We start from the raw sequence: 17,752 nt of genomic DNA, 5'->3' as shown, positions 1-17,752 counted from the left end.
CTCAGAATTCCGGGCCGATGGCGAAGTGCAGGCGCCACGAGTTCTCCTCGTCATCGAAGGGGTGGGCGATATCGAAACGCACCGGTCCGACGGGGGAAATCCACCGTACGCCTAGGCCGGCACCGGTATTGAGGTCTTGCGGCCACCAGTCATCGAAGGCGTCCCCGCTGTCGACGAAGGCAGCCCCCCACCAATTTCCGGTCACGCGGCGCTGGATTTCGACGCTTCCGGCCAGCATCTGCTGGCCGCCGCGCAACAACCCCTCCTCGTTGCGTGGTGCCAAGGTTTCGTAGCCGTAGCCTCGGACCGAGCGATCGCCACCGGCGAAGAAGCGCAACGAGGGCGGCACCTGGGAGAAGTCGCTGGTCTCGATGGCACCCAGACCCAGCCGAGTGACGAACCGCAGGTCATCGCCGAGCATGCGTATCCATTCGGTATTGCCCGTCACGCGCAGGAAGTCGGCGTCCGAGCCCCAGACGGTATCGGAGTATTCCAGGGTGATGCGCTGGCGGTCACCCCAGGTGGGGAAGCGGGGATCACGGGTCCGCGTCCGCGACCAGCTCACTCCCGGGTAGTAAATGAAGACACTTGCGTCCTCCCCGCCCTGGGTGAAGTCCTCGAAGGTGGCACGCACGAACAGAGTCTGCACCCAGCGGTTGTCGAACTCCCAGCGCCGTGCCAGCTCGACCGTCGCCTCGTTGGATTGCGTATCCTCGTTGTCGCGATGACGCAAGCCATACTGGAAGCGGTACTGGTCGCGCAACGGGTTATCCAGTGGCAACAGGTAGGTACCGGTCAGGTGTTGCTCCGGCTGGGAAATGAAGAAGTCGTGTTCGAGGCTGTGTCCGTAACGATTGATCCACGGCTGGTTCCAGGCGAAGTGCAGACGCGGCCCGACGTCGGTGGCGTAGCCGACGCCGGTCTCGAACTGATGACGGTCGGCCGGGGCCAGCACCACATCGATCGGCATATTGGGACGCTCGGGCACATTCAGGCTGGCGACGGCAGACAGAGCCGAGGCCGACAACCGCGGTCCGGTGACCATTGCCGTGCGCGTGGACGGAGCCTGTGGAAGCGTGGCGTCGCCCTCGGTTGACACCTGGTTCCACCAGCCCAATGTCGGTGGCGCCAGGGCCAGTTCGCGCCGGGCATCGAGCCGGGGGCGCACGCTGACCGAACTGAACCAGTTGGTCTGGCCCAGACGCTGCGCATAAAGTGCTACCTCGCCGGCCCGATAGGGTTCCCCAGGCTCGAACGGGGCCATGTTGCGCAACCGATCCTTGACGATATGACTACCGCGAATCGCGATGTCGCCGAAATCGTAGCGCTGGCCACTGTCGAGGGTGAGGTAGAGCCTGGCACTCTCGTCGAAGGGCCGCACCTCCATGCGCCGGTCGGTGAAGGACCAGTCGAAATAGCCGCGCTCGAGGGCGAGATTGGCCAACCGGCTGCGCATGCGATCCCAGGGTGCATGCACCAGGGGATCACCCTCTGCCAAGGGAAAGGCGTCGACGGTATCGCGAAAGGGCTTGTCCTTGGCAGCCTCGCCTTCGATCCGGATATCGAGGGTCTCGATGACCACCTGCGGTCCGGGATCGATGGCGAGAGTGACATAGCGAGGTGGATCCTGCTCATCGAGGCGTGAACGTATGCGCGGTTCATAGTAGCCGTACACCCGCACGGCTTCGCGCGTACGACGCACCGCTTCGCCTTCCAGGCGACGGCGGTCGTACTGAGCAGCGTCCAGGTCACTCAGGTAATAGCGGACGTTATCGGCAACATCGCCTTCCAGTCCATCAATACGTGCCTCCAATGCCAGCGCTCCATGCGCCATGCCGAGACACAGGGCCGCCGCCCCCATGCGTGAGATCACGCCTCTTCCCATATTCACGGCTTCCCGACTTGACTCTTGCCCGACCCACGGCGGGGTCAGGCAAAATTACCGCAGGGCTTCCAGTCCTGCGCTAAGCGACAGCTGCTCCTGACGCAGCTCCCGCAACTCGGCTTCCATCGACGTCAAGCGTCCCCGAAGGCTGTCGACGGCCTGTGAGGCATCGTCGCGTTCGGCGGTCGCCTCGATCTCGGCGGACAGAGCGTCGAGGCGCTCTTCCATTGCCGTTTCCCGTGCTTCCATGCTCTCTTCCAGAGCTGCGAGTTCCTGCTCCATGAGCTGCTGGAAACGCTGGTCCACGGCCTCGAGTCGCTCGTCGAACGATGCTCTCACGCTCTGCTGCTGCTGTGCCACTTCATCTTGTTGCGATTGCCATTCGGAAAGCCGTTGCCCCTGGCGCTCGCTGGCCTCGGCGAGCGTCTCGATCCTTGCGGCCAAGGCTTCACGGCCTTCGTTGCCGACGCGTTCCAACGAGTCGAGGGATGTGCGTATCGCCGCGAGCAAAGCGTCACGATTCTCGGCCTCCTGCATGAGCCGCTCGAGTCTTGCCGACACGTCGTCAACTCGTTCATCGAGCGCCTCGAACCGAGAGGCATCTCCTTCCCCGACCTGCTGCACCTCGACCTCCAGGCCCGCCATGCGCGCCACGATCGATTCGGTATGCTCCTCCGTGGAGGCGATGCGCGACTCGATGGTTTCGAGGCGATCGCCACGCCCCTCTTCCGCATCGAAGCGGGCATGAACGTTAGACATCTCGGCGGAGATTTGTTGCATCTGGGTATTCATGCGTTCGCGCTCCTGCCAGCCCAGCCAGGATACCGCTAGCAACATGGCCAGCAGCAACAGCACGGCAAACTTCAGGGGCCATAGCCGCGGTTGCGGTGGCGAAGAACGGCGCGGCCTTGTCAGGCTGGAATCCGGATCGGGCACGATAGGACGTCGCTCGGAGGGACGCGCTTCGGGCATGTCAAACTCCTTCTGGGCAGATGCGGCAGGCGCCCGTCCATTGTAAGCAGGTCAAGCCCCTGCGCGCACACTGCTGCCTCAACGCGTCGTCAAGCGCTCTTGCGCGTCGGCGCGGCGACCGATGCCACGATAGGTCAGCCCCCAGCTGGCCACGTGGCCTGGGTCGTAGATATTACGACCATCCAGCAACAGACGCTCGCCTAACAGCTCGGCCAGCCGTGGCCAGTCCGGGTTCCAATAGTGCTTCCACTCGGTGACCAGCATCAGGGCATCGGCCCCATCACAGGCAGCATAGGGATCACCGTCGAACAGCGTCAGCAGCGGGTGATCGCCGACTTCGGTGCGCAGTGCCGGGGTCGCTGCCGGATCGTGTAGCTGCACGCGCACGCCCTGGGCCCAGAGCGCTTCGAGCAGCGTAAGCACTGGCGCATGATCGATGCGCGCCGAACCCGGCTTGAAGGCGCCCCCCCAGATTGCCAGAGTGCGCCCTTCGAGTTGGCCGTGGAAGTGGGTCCAGAGCTTGCGGAACAGCGTCTCCTTCTTCTGCTCGTTGATGTCCAGCACCTGTTCGATCAGTGCCGAGTGGCGACCGCTGGCCTCCTGCACATCGGCCAGGCGCATCAGGTCCCGCGAGAAGTGAGGGCCACCGAAGCCGCAGCCGGGATAGAGGTACTCGTAGCCGATGCGCGAATCCGCGCCCATGCCCTGACGCACGTATTCCACGTCGACCCCCAGGCTGTCGGCGAGTCCCGCGATCTCGTTCATGTAGCTGATTCGCGTGGCAAGCATGCCGATCGTCGCCAGCTTGGTCAGCTCGGCGGCGCGGCGTGGCATTAGTTGGATCACGTCGCGACGACGGTTGAAGGCTCGCAGCAGCTCGCGGACCTGGGCCTCGGCCCGATCATCGTCGCAGCCCAGCAGCCAGCGACCCGGACGAGTGAAGCTGGCCCAAGCCCGCCCCTCCTCGATCATGTCGACCAGGGCCACCGCGCGGCGCTGGCCAGGCCCCAGACGCGCTTCGAGCCGCTCGGTCTCGCCGACGGGAAAGGTCGAATTGTTGACCAGGGTCAGCGAGTTCTCCTGCCGCGCGGCCACGCGGGCCGCCAGGTCGCCAGCTTCCTCGCGCTGCTCAGGAGACAGCGCAAGCCAGAGGATATCGATACCCTGCGGGGACATATCGCCTTCGCCGTTGGCCAGGCGCAAGGTTCCCTGCTCCAACCCCTCTTCGAGACGATCGAGCAGGTCCGGTTCCCGTCGCAGCCAGTCGGCCGCCTTGAGCGATGGCCAGCGCATCGTTTCATGCGGCACCCAACGCACCTGATGTCCCACCCAGGAGAGGGCGGCGGCGGCCGTCGCCGCCGCCAGCTCACTTCCGTGTATCTCGATGCGCATGGCGCTTACCTCACCTGGCTATAGCGTTCGAGGAGTTCGCGGAACCCTTCGCCCAAGCGCGGGTGACGACGGGCGTAGACCAGCGTCGCCTCGAGGTAGCCGAGCTGGTGCCCGCAATCGTAGGTCTTGCCGCGCATCCGCCACGCATCGACACCCTCACGCTGTCGCAGGGTCTCGATGGCGTCGGTCAACTGGATCTCGTCACCGGCGCCGGGGGGCGTCTCGGCCAGCAAGGGGAAGATGCTGCCCGGCAGCACGTAGCGGCCGATCACTGCCAGGTTGGAAGGCGCCTCCTCGCGGGCAGGTTTCTCCACCACGCCAGCCAGGGAACAGGACTTGCCAGCGGCAGGCGGCTCGCCCTCGGGGCTTACGATGCCGTACTTGTGGACGTTCTCCCAGGGCACCTCTTCGACCATCAGCTGCGAGCGCCCGGTGGTCTCATAGGCATCGATCATCCCGGCCAGGTCGTTGCGCTCGAGGCCTTCGTCGTCCACCAGCACGTCGGGCAGCAGGACGGCAAAGGGTTCGTCATCGCCGATCACGGGGCGGGCGCAGAGCACCGCATGCCCTAGCCCCAGGGGCTCGTGCTGACGCACGCTGATGATGTTGACGTCGGCGGGCACGATGGCGCGCAGTTCGTCGAGAAGCTCCTGCTTGTTCTTGGCCTCGAGCGTGGCTTCGAGTTCGAAGTGGGTGTCGAAGTGGTTCTCGATGGCGCTCTTGCTGGCGTGAGTCACCAGCACGATGTCACGGATACCCGCCTTTACCGCCTCATTGACCACGTACTGGATCACGGGACGGTCGACGATGGTGATCATTTCCTTGGGAATCGCCTTCGAGGCTGGCAGGCAGCGGGTGCCGAATCCAGCCACGGGCAGTACGGCCTTGCGAATCATGGTGCCTTCCTTGTCGGTAGGTGAACGATCGGTCGGTGAATGGGACTCCCCGGCCTGTCCTTAGATTCCATCATGGGAAAGCCCGGGCAGCTACGGGTACAATGTGCATGATACCGAAGGTAAAGAATGTTGCCAGGGTGCCAGACCAATTGACACGGAGAGACCACATGAGCGCAACCTTCCACCACAACGTCGACCAGGGCGAGATCGCCAAGTTCGAGGCCCTGGCCAGCCGCTGGTGGGACCCGCACAGCGAATTCAAGCCGCTGCATGACATCAACCCCCTGCGCCTGGACTTCATCGATGCCCGCTGCGGGCTGGCCGGCCGCAAGGTGCTCGACGTGGGCTGCGGTGGCGGCATCCTGACCGAGGCCATGGCACATCGCGGCGCCCAGGCCACCGGCATCGACATGGGCGAGGCGCCGCTCGGCGTCGCACGCCTTCATGCCATGGAGAGCGGCGTCGAGGTCGAATATCGCCAGGCCAGCGCCGAAACCATGGCTGCAGAGCATCCCGGCGAGTTCGACGTGGTGACCTGCATGGAGATGCTCGAGCATGTCCCCGATCCCGGCTCGGTCATCCTGGCCTGCGCCACGCTGGTCAAGCCGGGCGGACATCTGTTCTTCTCGACCATCAACCGTAACCCCAAGGCCTATGCCCTGGCCATCGTCGGCGCCGAGTACCTGCTACGGATGCTGCCGCGCGGCACCCATGAATATCGCAAGTTCATCCGCCCCGCCGAGCTGGCCGGCTGGTGCCGCGAGCATGGGCTTTCCGTGCGTGAGCAGAGCGGCCTGGTCTACAACCCGCTGACACGCCGCTATCGCCTTTCGTCGCGAGACGTCTCGGTCAACTACCTGATGCACTGCCGCCGGGAGCCGGCATGACATCCCAGCCGCAGGCGCTGCTGTTCGATCTCGACGGCACGCTGGTCGACACCGCGCCGGACCTGGCCCGGGCGACCAACGCCCTGCGCGCCCACCATGGGCTCGAGCCGCTAGCCTACCCGTTGATCCGCGCACAGGTCTCCAACGGCGGCAGTGCCCTGGTCACCCTGGCGCTGGGGCTCGACAAGGAACACCAGGACCATGATGAAGCCCGGCAGTTCCTGCTCGAGGCCTATGGTGAAGCGCTGGCCGTGGAAAGTTGCCTGTTCCCTCACCTCGAGCGGTTGCTGGGTCGTTGGGAAGCCAGGAACCGGCCCTGGGGAATCGTCACCAACAAGCCCCGCGCCTATGCAGCGCCCCTCGTCGAGGCGCTCGGTCTGACACCGGGAGCGCTGCTGTGCGCCGATGACCTGCCGCAGCGCAAACCGGCCCCTGAGCCGCTATGGGCGGCCGCCGAACAGCTCGGCGTATCTCCGTCGCGATGCTGGTACATCGGCGACCATGTGCGCGACATGCAGGCGGCACGCGCCGCCGGCATGGTCGCCGTCGCCGTCGGCTACGGCTACATCGAGGAGGGAGACGACTACCGGGAGTGGCCGGCCGACCTGTGGTTCGAGACCTGCGAGACGCTGGTCGAGGCCCTGCTGCAGCCCGCCTGAGTTACCAGGCAGGCTGCAATTGCTTACTTGGGCGGCTGGGCGTCGAAACGCTCGCCGTTATGCCCCTTGCTATCCGGCCCCATCAACCACAGGTAGGTGGGCATGATCTCCTCCGGCGTGCGAAGGGTATTCGGATCCTCCCCCGGATAGGCATTGACGCGCATCGCCGTGCGGGTTGCCCCGGGGTTGAGCGAGTTGACGCGCAGCGTGCCCAGATGTTCGACCTCATCGGCCAGCACTTCCATGAAGCCTTCGGTGGCGAACTTGGACACTGCGTAGGCGCCCCAGAACGCCCGCCCCTTGCGTCCTACGCTGGATGAAGTGAAGACCACCGAGGCATCGGGCGAGGCCTGCAACAGTGGCAACAGGGCCTGGGTCATCCAGATCGGCCCATTGATGTTGACCTGCATCACCTGCTCCCAAAGCTCCGGATTGTACTGCTCGAACGGCGTGATGCGGCCAAGCAACCCGGCATTGTGCAGGATACCGTCGAGGCGACCGAACTCCTTGTCCAAGGTCTCGGCCATGTCGTGGTAATCCTTGCGCGTGGCGCCTTCGAAATTGAGCGGGAAGATGGCCGGCTGCGGACCGCCTGCGGCCTCGATCTCGTCATAGACCTTTTCCAGCTTGGCGATCGTACGGCCTAGCAGAATCACCGTGGCGCCATGGCGAGCAAAGGCCAGGGCAGCCGCACGGCCTATGCCATCACCGGCCCCCGTCACGAGGATGATGCGATCGGAGAGCAGGTCGGCGGGCGCCGCATAGTCGATCTTGCAGGTCATCTTGACTCCTTGGACGATGCCAGCCCCTTACAGGGACTGGCGCAGGAAATCGTTGGCAAGCCCGGCAGCGCTACTGTCGGGGTAGTCGTCACGCACGCGCTCGAGCAGCCCGCGGCTCTCTTCGATTTCACCCTGGCGCGCCTTGATCAGGCCGAGCTTGTACAGGGCGTCGGGCACCTTGCTGCTTTGCGGGAAGTTATCGATGACCTGGCGAAAAGCGGCTTCCGCCTGGTCCAGGTTGGCTTCCGCCGAATGCAGCTCGCCCAGCCAATAATAGCCGTTGGCGGTCAGGCTGGTATCGGGGTAGTCCTGCACGAAGGCAGTAAAGGCCGCGATTGCCTCGTCGAACTGACGCGCCTGAACCTTGGCGAAGGCAGCCTGGTAGGCGCCTTGGGCGTCGGGGCTGTTGCCGCTCGGCGAGGGAGTCTGCGCCACCTGCCGAGCCGACTCCTCATCGACCGCCGGGTTGGCCTCGATACCGGCGCTGCCGGCCATCAACCGCTCGTCGAGGTCGAGGTACTGCTGGCGGGTCTGGTTGCGCAACTGCTCGAGCTGGTGGCGCAGTTCCTCGATCTGGCCACGCAACTGCTGGATCTCGCGCTGGTGCTCCTGCAACTGGTTGTACATCACCAGGCTGCCGCCGGCTTCTTCACGTACCTCGGCCTGTTCGAGAAATCCTCGCGGCTGTGCGGTGCGGTCCTCGACGATCGGGCGCTGCTGGGCTTCTACAAGGCTCATCACGGACAGCGGGAGCACCAGGGCTCCCGCGCCGCACAGCCTTTTCAGACTGTGTCTCATGCTTTACTCCATTGGCGCACGATTGCGCCAGTTCGCTCAGTAGGCAAACACAACGCGGCGATTCTGGGCACCGGCATCCTCGCTGCTGCCACGCACCGCCGGACGCTCTTCGCCATAGCTGACCACTTCCAGCTGTGACGGTGAGACGCCCTGCACCTCGAGGAAGCGCTTCACCGAGTTGGCGCGGCGCTCACCGAGGGCCATGTTGTACTCGCGGGTGCCACGCTCGTCGGTGTGGCCCTGCAGGACGACACGAGCATTGCCGTTGGAGCGCAGGAAACGGGCATGAGCGACCAGTACCGACTCGAATTCCGGGCGGATATTGTCGCGGTCGAAATCGAAGTAGATGGTGCGGACATCGGGGATGCGCCCATCGGCTTGCTGGCCGGCGCGATCGCCGCTGACGCCGGAGCCACTGACTTGGCCCGAGCCGGCGGTACCGGTACCGGCACCGCCATTGGCGCCTGTGCCATCCATGGACCCATCACGGCTTCCCCCGGTGCTCGAACAGCCGGCAACCAGAGCCAGGGACAGGGCAATTGCCAGGGTTCTGGCATGCGACTTGAATTGCATCGTCAAACTCCTCACAGGATTCGAGTGACACGTACCGTTAGTTCAGGAATGGTGACCATGCAGGTTCGCGCACGTCACCCCGCGCCGAAGGCAGCCGATAGGACGCTCGTCCATCGGCCGACACGGCCCCCAACACCCCGCTGTTACCTTGCTGGGTGGCGAAGATTACCATGGTCCCGTTGGGCGCAACACTAGGGGATTCATCTCCACGAGTGTCGCTGAGGACGACCAGGCGACCGGACCCCAGATCCTGTCGCGCCACCTGATAGCCGTTGTTGCTGCGATGGACCAGAAACAGCGTTTCACCGTCCGGGGAAATACGTCCCCGGGCATTGTAATTGCCTGTGAACGTCAATCGCTCGGCCTCGCCGCCACCGAAGCTGTAGCGATAGATCTGAGGCCCACCGCTGCGATCCGAGGTGAAGACCAGACTGCGCCCGTCAGGTGCCCAGGAGGGTTCGGTATCGATGCTCGAACTGTTGGTGATACGTTCGAGATTGCGTGACCCCACGTCCATGACATAGATATCCGGCTGCCCATCCTTCGACAGGGTCATGGCCAGGCGACGCCCATCCGGTGACCAGGCGGGCGCGCCGTTTATCCCCTCGAACGAAGCGATACTGGTCCGCTGCCCGGTATTCACATCCTGCACGTAGATCGCCGGCCGCTCGGTCTCGAAGGAGACATAGGCCAGCCGGCGGCCATCAGGCGACCACGCCGGAGACAGGATCGGCTCGCGCGAACTCAGCACTTGCTGACTGTTGTGGCCATCGGCATCGGCAACGTAGAGGGCGAACTGGATGTCGTCCCCGGTACCTTGGGCGGTGACGTAGGCAATCCGGGTCGAAAACGCCCCGCGAATGCCGGTAACGGCCTCGAAGATCTGGTCGCTGATGTAGTGGGCGCCGGCGCGAAGCTCGTTGCCACCTGCGCTGACGTTCTCACCGATCATGCGACGCTGACCGCTGACGTCCATCAGCTCATAGCGTATGCGATAGCCGTCGGCCCCACGGCTGACTTGGCCCACGACCAGGTAACGCACGTCGAGTGCACTCCACTGACCGTAGCGTACCTCGTCGCCGGAGCTGGGCCGATCGTACATGGCATCGCGTGGCAGTGGCTCGAAGTATCCGCTGCGCTGCAGATCGTCACTGATGATCTGGGCCACGTCCTCGGGCAATTCCTCGCCGTCGGCCGCGAACGGCACGATGGCGATGGGGGTTGCCCGATCGCTGCCGCGGGTGATTTCGATGGTCAGGTTATCCTGGGCATGTGCGAGCGCACCGAACATCAACAGCACGGCACTCAGCCAGGTAGTCATCAGGGCTTTCATCAGCGTACATCTCCCGGTGTGAATCGCAGATTGAACTGGCGGAAGTCACGTTGCGCCGCTGGCGGCAATTGGCGCAATTCGTTGAACGGTGCAGCAGCCTCCACCGCCTGAACCGCGGAGCGATCGAAGCTGCTGTCTCCGCTGCTCTGGGTAATGTTAGCGCCAAACAACTCACCCGAGGGGCCCAACCGCACCTGAACCGTAGCACTCAGTGCATTGCTGGCCCCAGGCGGGATTACCCAAGCCTGTTCCACCGCGCGGCGGACCAGGTTGATGAAACTGTTGGCCGCTTCCTGGCCCTGCCGGGCATCGGCCACGGCATCCGACTCGCCCTCGATGGCCCGGTCGAGCCCCTGGGACGCGGCCTCGGCCGCGCGCCGCGCTTCTTCTTCGCGCTGACGACGAGCCTCCTCCTCACGGCGACGTTGCTCCTCGGCCTCGCGCTGGCGCTGGGCCTCCGCTTCGGCCTCACGTTGCCGTTGAGCCTCCGCCTCGGCCTCACGTTGCCGTTGAGCCTCCGCCTCGGCCTCACGTTGCCGTTGGGCCTCCGCCTCGGCCTCACGCTGCCGTTGAGCCTCCGCCTCGGCCTCGCGCTGCCGTTGAGCTTCCGCCTCGGCCTCGCGCTGCCGTTGAGCCTCCGCCTCGGCCTCGCGCTGGCGCTGGGCTTCCGCCTCGGCCTCGCGCTGGCGCTGGCGCTGGGCTTCCGCTTCGGCCTCGCGCTGGCGTTGAGCCTCCGCTTCGGCCTCACGCTGGCGTTGAGCTTCCGCTTCGGCCTCGCGCTGGCGTTGAGCTTCCGCTTCGGCCTCTTGCTGACGCTGGCGCTCGGCTTCCTGTTCCTCGCGCAGGCGGGCCTGGCGTTCCGCCTCCTCGGCGCGCCGCTGCGCTTCCGCCTCGGCTTCCTGTCTCTCTTCCTGCAGGCGGCGAGCCTCTTCCTCTCGCGCCGCCTGCTCCTGCTCGGCCTGACGCGCCTGCTCTTCGGCCGCTTGACGTTCGGCCTCCTCGCGCGCCTGTTCCTCAGCTTCGGCCTGTTGCGCCTCTTCCTCCGCCTGGCGAGCCGCAGCACGCGCACGAGCCTCCTCGGCACGCTGGGCCTGGTCGGTGGTGGTCTCGGTGCTGACCAGCGTGGCCTGGACGATCGAACTCGTCTCGGACTCCGGCTGCCGCTGGGGCAAGCTGACCACGCTGAGCACCACGACCAACACGTGCAGGCCAATGGCCAGCAGTGCAGGCACGCCATAGCCGACCGGACGGTCGTTTACGTGGGCAGGGCCTTGCCGGCGTTGGGCCATCACGTCTTTCAATTTCCTCATCTAGAGGCCCCTAATCACGCGGCGGCGGCTCGGAAATCAACCCAACGTTGGCCACACCGGCCACCTGCAGGGTGCTCATCAGGGTCACGATCTCGCCATAGGGCACGTAGCGGTCGCCACGCACCATGACCGGCGTATTCGGTTGACGCTCAAGCAGAATGATCACACGATCGGCCAGTTCGTCGAGATCGACGTTCATCTCCTCACCACCGATCGACAGGAAGTAACCTCCTTCGCGGTCTACCGATACGATGATCGGATCACGGTCCTCCTGGGCCTCGATCGGCTCGGACGTGACCTGGGGCAGCTCGACCTGCACTCCCTGAGTCAGCATCGGAGCGGTAATCATGAAGATGACCAGCAGCACGAGCATGACGTCGATGAAGGGAACGACGTTGATCTCCCCCATCGGCTTGCGGCGCCCACTGCGGTTGAACGGTCCATGCATGTCGCGACTCCCTCAGGCGGCGCCGGCTTCACTGCGACCCTGCAGATTGCGATGCAGGATGGAGTGGAACTCCTCGGCGAAGTCCTCGTACTTGCCCAGCATGCGATCGGACTCGGATGACAGGCGGTTGTAGAAGATGACCGCGGGGATGGCGGCAAACAGGCCCATGGCGGTAGCGATGAGCGCCTCGGCGATCCATGGCGCCACGGTTGCCAACGTGGCCTGCTGGGCCATGGAGAGGGACTGGAACGAACCCATGATGCCCCATACGGTACCGAACAGGCCAATATAGGGGCTCGCCGAGGCCACCGTGGCCAGGAACACCAGGTGCAGGGTCAAGCGCTCCTCTTCCCGAGACCAGGCCACGCGCATGCTGCGCTGAACGCCGTCGAGAATGGCCTCGGCGCTCTTGGTCTTGGCCATCAGGCGGTTGAACTCGCGGAAGCCGGCACGGAAGACGTGCTCGGCGCCCTGGGTCTCCTGCTCCGACGGTGTATCACGGTAGAGTTCGTTGAGATCGACCCCCGACCAGAAGCGCTCTTCGAAGGCCTGGTGCGCGCGGCGTGCCCGGCGCATCACGAAGGTGCGCTGGAAGATCACCACCCAGGAGAGTATCGAGCCTATCACCAGGATCAGCATGACCAGCTGCACCACGGTGCTGGCGCTCATGATCAGGTGCGGTATTGACATGGAGTCGTTCACGGGCTTCCTCGCTGATCTTGCAGTTAACCGTTGAGAACCGCGGCCAGTGCCGGCGGCCAAGGTGTGGGTTTGAAACGCGCGGCATCCACACAGGCGATGTCGACCCGCGCCTCGCATAAGGGTTCCCCGCCACGCTGCACCGACTGAGCGAAACTCAGCCGGCAGCGACCGCTCGATTCCACGGCCGCCGTGACCGAAAGGTCGTCGTCGAGCCGGGCGGGCTTGGCATAACGGCAGTCCAGGCGATGCACCACCAGTTGAATGCCGGCGTCGAGCAATTCGCGTTGGGTGAAGCCGTGGTGGCGCAGCCACTCGCTGCGTGCCCGCTCCATGAACTTGAGGTAGTTGACGTAATAGACGATGCCGCCGGCATCGGTATCTTCGATGTAAACGCGCAACGGCAAGCGAAACTCACTCACGGTCGCACCTCGCCGCTCGCATCCAGTGACTGCTCGTGCGGAACCAGGTCGAAATGCAACCACGCCTGGCGCGTGACAACCCGGCCACGAGCGGTACGCATCATCAGCCCCTGCTGGATCAGGTAGGGTTCGATCACATCCTCGATGGTGTCACGCTCCTCGCCGATCGCCGCCGCCAGCGAATCGATCCCGACCGGGCCACCGTCGAACTTCTCGATCATGGCCAGCAGCAGGCGACGGTCCATGTGGTCGAGCCCGTGGTGATCGACGTGCAGCATGTTCAACGCCTGATCGGCAATGGCGGCATCCACCCTGCCATCGGCGCGTACCTGGGCGAAGTCACGCACCCGCCGCAGCAGGCGGTTGGCGATGCGCGGGGTGCCGCGCGAACGCCGCGCCACCTCACGTGCGCCCTCGCGGTCTGCCTCGACGCCGAGCAGCCTCGCCGAGCGCGTCACGATCTCGGTGAGCTCGTCGATGTCGTAGAATTCCAGGCGCTGGACAATGCCGAAGCGGTCGCGCAGTGGCGAAGTGAGCAGCCCCGCACGGGTGGTGGCACCCACCAGGGTGAAAGGCGGCAGGTCGAGCTTGATGGAGCGTGCCGCCGGGCCTTCGCCGATGACGATGTCGAGCTGAAAGTCCTCCATCGCGGGATAGAGGATCTCCTCCACCACCGGCGAGAGGCGATGGATCTCGTCGATGAACAACACGTCGCCCGGCTGCAGGTTGGTGAGCATCGCAGCGAGATCGCCGGCACGCTCGAGCACGGGGCCGGAGGTGGACTTCAGCCCTACCCCCATTTCCGCGGCAATGATATTGGCCAGGGTGGTCTTGCCCAGCCCCGGTGGGCCAAATACGAGTGTATGGTCGAGGCTCTCGTCGCGCCCCCGCGCGGCAGTGATGAATATCTCCAGCTGCTCGCGCACGCGCGGCTGTCCGATATATTCGGCCAGACGCTTGGGGCGGATCGCGTGATCGACGCGACTCTCGCCATCTCGCTCGTCGGCGGCGATCAAGCGGTCATTGTGCATCATGTCGGATACTCGCGGCGCTCATGAACATTCTGGATAGCGATCCCTCTATCACCGGTCAGCAGACGACTAATTGAGGCAGGTGGCAGGACTTCGCCCTAGCCGGCCATGCGCTTGGTCAGGGCCGCCTTGATCATGGCCTCGGTCGAGAGACCCTCGTCGACCCCGGAGAGCATCTTGGCTGCCTCGGTGGGCTTGTAGCCCAGGCTCACCAACGCGGCTTCGGCGTCTGCCAGTGGGTCCTGACGCTCCTGCCCTGCGCTGGGCACTGTCGCGACACCGGTCAGGTCGGTCGCGCCCGGATGCTCCCAGTGAGGGAAGCGGTCGCGCATCTCGATGATCAGACGCTCGGCGGTCTTCTTGCCGACCCCGGGCAGGCGCGTCAGTGACTTGACGTCATCCTCCATCACGCAGCGGATGAAGGCCGTCTCATCCATGCCCGAGAGGATGGCCAGGGCCAGCTTGGGACCGATGCCGTTGACGCGAATCAGCGCTCGAAACAGCGCTCGCTCCTGTTCGCGGGCAAAGCCGAACAGCAGGTGGGCGTCCTCGCGCACAGTGAGGTGCGTAAAAAGTGAAACGGATTCCCCTACCCCAGGCAACGCCACCAGGGTCGTCATCGAGGCTTCGAGTTCATAGCCGACCCCGGCCACGTCCACGACCAGCCAGGGCGGTTGTTTATCGAGCAGGGTGCCACGCAGGCGTCCGATCATGGAGTTCGATATCCCGATCCGAATACATCCAGGCTCAAGGCCTTCCTGGCGCCACTATACTGGTCGCTCAAGCGGCTGACCAGTCTATGGTAAACGGTGTTCGAGAATTATTCTGCCGAAGGTGCCAACGCGCTTTCAAGGTTGGAAATCGCGCCAGGAGCCTCCACGGCGGCGAGAACGATGCCCACCGAAACTGCCTTGATTGAGTAAACCGAGCCTTGCGTGGGCATGGGTCAGGGCGATGGCCAGCGCATCGGCGGCATCGGCCTGGGGAGTACCGTCCAGCCCCAGGACCGCGACCACCATGTGCTGCACCTGGGCCTTGGTCGCCCCGCCGCTACCCGTCACCGCCTGCTTGATCTGGCGCGGTCCGTACTCGTTCACCGGCAGGCCATGGTTGGCCGCGCAGACGATCGCCGCGCCGCGCGCCTGGCCCAGCTTGAGCGCCGAGTCGGGGTTCTTCGACATGAACACCTGCTCGATGGCCAGCTCTCCCGGGCGATGCAGGTCAATCAGCTCGGCAATTCCGGCGTAGATGCGCGCCAGGCGCTGGGGCAGTGCCACGTCCTGCAGGCGGATGCAGCCGCTGGCCACGTAGCGCGGCGTAGGCATACTCACGTCGAGCACACCGTAGCCGGTGGTACGCGAGCCCGGGTCGATGCCGAGAATCAACACGGCGCATGCTCGATCGAGGGATTCATGGCCAGGGTCATCGGACACCGCTCTTGTGGAATCGTCGTGAAACCGGCGCCCTGAGGGCGCCGGTCCGGTACATACTGCAACGAGAAGGCGGGAGCGTCACTCCTGCCCTTCCACCTTGGCCTTCTGGCGCAGGCGGATGTTGAGCTCGCGCAGCTGATCGCCACTGACCTCGCCCGGGGCGTCGGTCATCAGGCAGGCCGCACTCTGGGTCTTGGGGAAGGCGATCACCTCGCGGATGGTGCGCGCACCCGCCATCAGCATCACCAGGCGGTCGAGGCCGAAGGCCAGGCCACCATGGGGCGGCGCACCATAGTGCAGGGCGTCGAGCAGGAAGCCGAACTTCTCGCGGGCCTCCTCCTCGCCGATGCCGAGAATCTCGAACACGGTGCTCTGCATCTGCTGGTCGTGGATACGGATCGAACCGCCGCCAAGCTCGGTGCCGTTGAGCACCATGTCGTAGGCACGCGAGAGCGCCGCGGCCGGATTGGCCTTGAGCTCATCGGGGCTGCACGAGGGCGAGGTGAACGGATGGTGCAGCGGGCTCAGGCGACCGTTGTCGTCGGCCTCGAACATCGGGAAGTCGACCACCCACAGCGGCGCCCAGTCGCGGGTGTAGAGATTGAGGTCCTCACCCAGCTTGACGCGCAGCGCGCCCAGCGCCTCGTTGACGACATTGGTCTTGTCGGCACCGAAGAAGACGATATCGCCATCCTCGGCGCCGATGCGGTCGAGCAGCTCCTCGATCACGTTCTCCATGAACTTGACGATCGGCGACTGCAGGCCCTCGAGACCCTTGGCGCGCTCGTTGACCTTGATCCAGGCCAGGCCCTTGGCACCATAGATGCCGACGAACTTTGTATAGTCATCGATCACCTTGCGCGACATGCTGGCCCCGCCCGGCACCTTCAACGCCGCCACGCGGCCATCGGCGGCGTTGGCCGGGCCGGAGAAGACCTGGAAATCGACCTGCTTCATCAGGTCGTCGACGTCGACCAGCATCAGCGGGATGCGCAGGTCGGGCTTGTCGGAACCGTAGCGATCCATGGCGTCGGCCCAGGTCATGCGCGGGAACTCGGGCAGTTCGACGTCGAGCACGTCCTGGAACAGCTCGCGGATCATGGTCTCGGTAACGCCCATGATGTCCTCCTCTTCGACGAAGGAGGCCTCGATGTCGATCTGGGTGAATTCCGGCTGACGGTCGGCGCGCAGGTCCTCGTCGCGGAAGCACTTGGCGATCTGGTAATAGCGGTCGAAGCCCGCCACCATCAACAGCTGCTTGAACAGCTGCGGCGACTGCGGCAGGGCGAAGAAGCTACCCGGATGGGTGCGGCTCGGCACCAGATAGTCGCGGGCGCCCTCGGGCGTGGCGCGGGTCAGGATCGGCGTCTCGATGTCGAGGAAGCCCTGCCCTTCCAGGAAAGCACGCACATGGTGCGAGATGCGCGAACGCAGGCGCAGCTTCTCGATCATCTCGGGGCGGCGCAGGTCGATGTAGCGGTGCTTGAGGCGAACCTCCTCGCCAACCTTGCCATGCTCGTCGAGCTGGAACGGCGGCGTGGCCGCCGTGTTCAGCACTTCGACGTCCTTGGCCAGCACTTCGACCAACCCGGTGGGCATCTTGGGATTCTGAGTGCCCTCGGGGCGCAACCGCACACGGCCGGAGACGCGCAGCACGAACTCGCTGCGAGCGCGGTCGGCAGTGGCGAAGGCCTCGGCGGTATCGGGGTCGACCACGACCTGGGCGATGCCATCGCGATCGCGCATGTCGAGGAAGATCACGCCCCCGTGGTCACGGCGGCGGTGAACCCAGCCGCACAGGGTGACCGTCTGGTCCACCAGGGTCTCGTTGAGCTGGCCGCAATAATGGCTGCGCATGTCGTATCCTGTTTCGTTAAGCGTTGTCTGTGAAAAGATCGGTATGGGTCGCGGTCAGGCCGCGGCGCCGTCCTTCGCCGGCGCCTTGCTCTCCTTGCTTTCTCCGCCGCTGCTTCCCGAGTCGCCGGCCAGGTTCTTCTTGCTGCCGGACTTGAAGTCGGTTTCGTACCAGCCGCCACCGGCCAGACGGAAGCCCGCCGCGGAAACCAGGCGCCCAAGCGCCGGTGCTTCGCAGGCGGGACAGTCGGTCAGGGGGGCGGCGCTGAGCTTCTGGAGCTTCTCCAGACGATGGCCGCAGGCCTTGCACTGATATTCATAGATGGGCATGGTTCAATTCACTCCTGATTCGACAGCGCGCAACCAACGGCGATATAG

Annotated in this window: 19 protein-coding genes; 2 read left to right on the top strand and 17 right to left on the bottom strand. The window is 64.9% G+C overall.

Annotated features, from left to right (window positions below):
• Nucleotide 1: 1 nt before the first annotated feature.
• The 4 genes from tamA to galU form a co-directional block, all read right to left on the bottom strand.
• Nucleotides 2–1,873 carry an autotransporter assembly complex protein TamA gene (tamA, locus tag ACRWQA_RS10215; RefSeq protein WP_434227512.1) on the bottom strand — a complete coding sequence of 624 codons (1,872 nt, stop codon included), beginning with the start codon at nucleotides 1,871–1,873 and terminating at the stop codon, nucleotides 2–4.
• A 66-nt stretch (nucleotides 1,874–1,939) separates the two neighbouring features.
• A complete protein-coding gene (locus tag ACRWQA_RS10210) occupies nucleotides 1,940–2,857 on the bottom strand; it encodes a coiled-coil domain-containing protein (RefSeq protein WP_434227510.1) in 918 nt (305 codons plus the stop codon).
• 78 nt (nucleotides 2,858–2,935) lie between these two features.
• The gene (locus tag ACRWQA_RS10205; protein ID WP_434227508.1) at nucleotides 2,936–4,249 is read right to left on the bottom strand and encodes a UDP binding domain-containing protein; all 1,314 of its coding nucleotides are present in this window, start codon (nucleotides 4,247–4,249) and stop codon (nucleotides 2,936–2,938) included.
• 5 nt (nucleotides 4,250–4,254) lie between these two features.
• Nucleotides 4,255–5,145 carry a UTP--glucose-1-phosphate uridylyltransferase GalU gene (gene galU, locus ACRWQA_RS10200; protein ID WP_434227506.1) on the bottom strand — a complete coding sequence of 297 codons (891 nt, stop codon included), beginning with the start codon at nucleotides 5,143–5,145 and terminating at the stop codon, nucleotides 4,255–4,257.
• A 167-nt stretch (nucleotides 5,146–5,312) separates the two neighbouring features.
• On the opposite strand from galU, the gene ubiG reads away from it, so the two are divergent.
• Nucleotides 5,313–6,032, top strand: coding sequence for a bifunctional 2-polyprenyl-6-hydroxyphenol methylase/3-demethylubiquinol 3-O-methyltransferase UbiG (gene ubiG / locus ACRWQA_RS10195; RefSeq protein ID WP_434227504.1), 720 nt, complete (start codon nucleotides 5,313–5,315; stop codon nucleotides 6,030–6,032).
• Nucleotides 6,029–6,691 carry an HAD-IA family hydrolase gene (locus tag ACRWQA_RS10190; protein WP_434227502.1) on the top strand — a complete coding sequence of 221 codons (663 nt, stop codon included), beginning with the start codon at nucleotides 6,029–6,031 and terminating at the stop codon, nucleotides 6,689–6,691. The genes ubiG and ACRWQA_RS10190 overlap by 4 nt, the downstream gene beginning before the upstream one ends.
• A gap of 23 nt (nucleotides 6,692–6,714) precedes the next feature.
• Here ACRWQA_RS10190 and ACRWQA_RS10185 read toward each other — a convergent pair whose 3' ends face one another.
• The 13 genes from ACRWQA_RS10185 to ACRWQA_RS10125 all read right to left on the bottom strand — a co-directional run bounded on the left by ACRWQA_RS10185 (nucleotide 6,715) and on the right by ACRWQA_RS10125 (nucleotide 17,704).
• Nucleotides 6,715–7,473 carry a YciK family oxidoreductase gene (locus ACRWQA_RS10185; RefSeq protein ID WP_263579985.1) on the bottom strand — a complete coding sequence of 253 codons (759 nt, stop codon included), beginning with the start codon at nucleotides 7,471–7,473 and terminating at the stop codon, nucleotides 6,715–6,717.
• A gap of 27 nt (nucleotides 7,474–7,500) precedes the next feature.
• Entirely contained in the window at nucleotides 7,501–8,271 is a 771-nt protein-coding gene (gene ybgF, locus ACRWQA_RS10180; RefSeq protein WP_434227500.1) for a tol-pal system protein YbgF, read from the bottom strand.
• A gap of 36 nt (nucleotides 8,272–8,307) precedes the next feature.
• Nucleotides 8,308–8,844 carry a peptidoglycan-associated lipoprotein Pal gene (gene pal, locus ACRWQA_RS10175; protein ID WP_263579987.1) on the bottom strand — a complete coding sequence of 179 codons (537 nt, stop codon included), beginning with the start codon at nucleotides 8,842–8,844 and terminating at the stop codon, nucleotides 8,308–8,310.
• A 37-nt stretch (nucleotides 8,845–8,881) separates the two neighbouring features.
• Nucleotides 8,882–10,177, bottom strand: coding sequence for a Tol-Pal system beta propeller repeat protein TolB (gene tolB, locus ACRWQA_RS10170; RefSeq protein WP_263579988.1), 1,296 nt, complete (start codon nucleotides 10,175–10,177; stop codon nucleotides 8,882–8,884).
• The gene (gene tolA / locus ACRWQA_RS10165; RefSeq protein ID WP_446326280.1) at nucleotides 10,177–11,487 is read right to left on the bottom strand and encodes a cell envelope integrity protein TolA; all 1,311 of its coding nucleotides are present in this window, start codon (nucleotides 11,485–11,487) and stop codon (nucleotides 10,177–10,179) included. Before tolA ends, tolB begins: the two co-directional genes overlap by 1 nt.
• A gap of 10 nt (nucleotides 11,488–11,497) precedes the next feature.
• Nucleotides 11,498–11,935, bottom strand: a complete 438-nt coding sequence (gene tolR / locus ACRWQA_RS10160; protein ID WP_263579990.1) for a protein TolR — start codon at nucleotides 11,933–11,935, stop codon at nucleotides 11,498–11,500.
• A 12-nt stretch (nucleotides 11,936–11,947) separates the two neighbouring features.
• Nucleotides 11,948–12,625 carry a protein TolQ gene (gene tolQ / locus ACRWQA_RS10155; RefSeq protein WP_263579991.1) on the bottom strand — a complete coding sequence of 226 codons (678 nt, stop codon included), beginning with the start codon at nucleotides 12,623–12,625 and terminating at the stop codon, nucleotides 11,948–11,950.
• A 35-nt stretch (nucleotides 12,626–12,660) separates the two neighbouring features.
• Complete coding sequence (gene ybgC, locus ACRWQA_RS10150; RefSeq protein ID WP_434227495.1) at nucleotides 12,661–13,056, bottom strand: tol-pal system-associated acyl-CoA thioesterase; 396 nt, start codon at nucleotides 13,054–13,056, stop codon at nucleotides 12,661–12,663.
• Nucleotides 13,053–14,090 (bottom strand): Holliday junction branch migration DNA helicase RuvB, encoded by a 1,038-nt coding sequence (ruvB, locus tag ACRWQA_RS10145; RefSeq protein WP_434227494.1) that lies wholly within the window; start codon nucleotides 14,088–14,090, stop codon nucleotides 13,053–13,055. Before ruvB ends, ybgC begins: the two co-directional genes overlap by 4 nt.
• A gap of 95 nt (nucleotides 14,091–14,185) precedes the next feature.
• Entirely contained in the window at nucleotides 14,186–14,800 is a 615-nt protein-coding gene (ruvA, locus tag ACRWQA_RS10140) for a Holliday junction branch migration protein RuvA (RefSeq protein ID WP_434227493.1), read from the bottom strand.
• Between the two features lie 135 nt (nucleotides 14,801–14,935).
• Nucleotides 14,936–15,475: a crossover junction endodeoxyribonuclease RuvC gene (gene ruvC / locus ACRWQA_RS10135; protein ID WP_434227491.1), complete on the bottom strand. Its 540-nt coding sequence runs from the start codon at nucleotides 15,473–15,475 to the stop codon at nucleotides 14,936–14,938.
• A 123-nt stretch (nucleotides 15,476–15,598) separates the two neighbouring features.
• Nucleotides 15,599–17,377 (bottom strand): aspartate--tRNA ligase, encoded by a 1,779-nt coding sequence (gene aspS / locus ACRWQA_RS10130; RefSeq protein ID WP_434227490.1) that lies wholly within the window; start codon nucleotides 17,375–17,377, stop codon nucleotides 15,599–15,601.
• A gap of 54 nt (nucleotides 17,378–17,431) precedes the next feature.
• Nucleotides 17,432–17,704 carry an FmdB family zinc ribbon protein gene (locus ACRWQA_RS10125; RefSeq protein ID WP_263579996.1) on the bottom strand — a complete coding sequence of 91 codons (273 nt, stop codon included), beginning with the start codon at nucleotides 17,702–17,704 and terminating at the stop codon, nucleotides 17,432–17,434.
• Nucleotides 17,705–17,752: the final 48 nt, after the last annotated feature.

The organism is Billgrantia sp. C5P2 (genome assembly GCF_051062895.2).
Note: the sequence above shows the minus strand (reverse complement) of the source record. Positions and strands in the feature narration are given on the sequence as shown.

What these genes read in the sequence shown, in the direction of transcription:
- tolB (WP_263579988.1), bottom strand. Translation starts at nt 10,177, where the DNA reads ATGAAAGCCCTGATGACTACCTGGCTGAGTGCCGTGCTGTTGATGTTC.
- galU (WP_434227506.1), bottom strand. Translation starts at nt 5,145, where the DNA reads ATGATTCGCAAGGCCGTACTGCCCGTGGCTGGATTCGGCACCCGCTGC.
- ACRWQA_RS10210 (WP_434227510.1), bottom strand. Translation starts at nt 2,857, where the DNA reads ATGCCCGAAGCGCGTCCCTCCGAGCGACGTCCTATCGTGCCCGATCCG.
- ACRWQA_RS10125 (WP_263579996.1), bottom strand. Translation starts at nt 17,704, where the DNA reads ATGCCCATCTATGAATATCAGTGCAAGGCCTGCGGCCATCGTCTGGAG.
- ubiG (WP_434227504.1), top strand. Translation starts at nt 5,313, where the DNA reads ATGAGCGCAACCTTCCACCACAACGTCGACCAGGGCGAGATCGCCAAG.
- ACRWQA_RS10190 (WP_434227502.1), top strand. Translation starts at nt 6,029, where the DNA reads ATGACATCCCAGCCGCAGGCGCTGCTGTTCGATCTCGACGGCACGCTG.
- tolQ (WP_263579991.1), bottom strand. Translation starts at nt 12,625, where the DNA reads ATGTCAATACCGCACCTGATCATGAGCGCCAGCACCGTGGTGCAGCTG.
- pal (WP_263579987.1), bottom strand. Translation starts at nt 8,844, where the DNA reads ATGCAATTCAAGTCGCATGCCAGAACCCTGGCAATTGCCCTGTCCCTG.
- ruvA (WP_434227493.1), bottom strand. Translation starts at nt 14,800, where the DNA reads ATGATCGGACGCCTGCGTGGCACCCTGCTCGATAAACAACCGCCCTGG.
- aspS (WP_434227490.1), bottom strand. Translation starts at nt 17,377, where the DNA reads ATGCGCAGCCATTATTGCGGCCAGCTCAACGAGACCCTGGTGGACCAG.
- tolA (WP_446326280.1), bottom strand. Translation starts at nt 11,487, where the DNA reads ATGAGGAAATTGAAAGACGTGATGGCCCAACGCCGGCAAGGCCCTGCC.
- ruvB (WP_434227494.1), bottom strand. Translation starts at nt 14,090, where the DNA reads ATGATGCACAATGACCGCTTGATCGCCGCCGACGAGCGAGATGGCGAG.
- ybgF (WP_434227500.1), bottom strand. Translation starts at nt 8,271, where the DNA reads ATGAGACACAGTCTGAAAAGGCTGTGCGGCGCGGGAGCCCTGGTGCTC.
- ACRWQA_RS10185 (WP_263579985.1), bottom strand. Translation starts at nt 7,473, where the DNA reads ATGACCTGCAAGATCGACTATGCGGCGCCCGCCGACCTGCTCTCCGAT.
- ACRWQA_RS10205 (WP_434227508.1), bottom strand. Translation starts at nt 4,249, where the DNA reads ATGCGCATCGAGATACACGGAAGTGAGCTGGCGGCGGCGACGGCCGCC.
- tolR (WP_263579990.1), bottom strand. Translation starts at nt 11,935, where the DNA reads ATGCATGGACCGTTCAACCGCAGTGGGCGCCGCAAGCCGATGGGGGAG.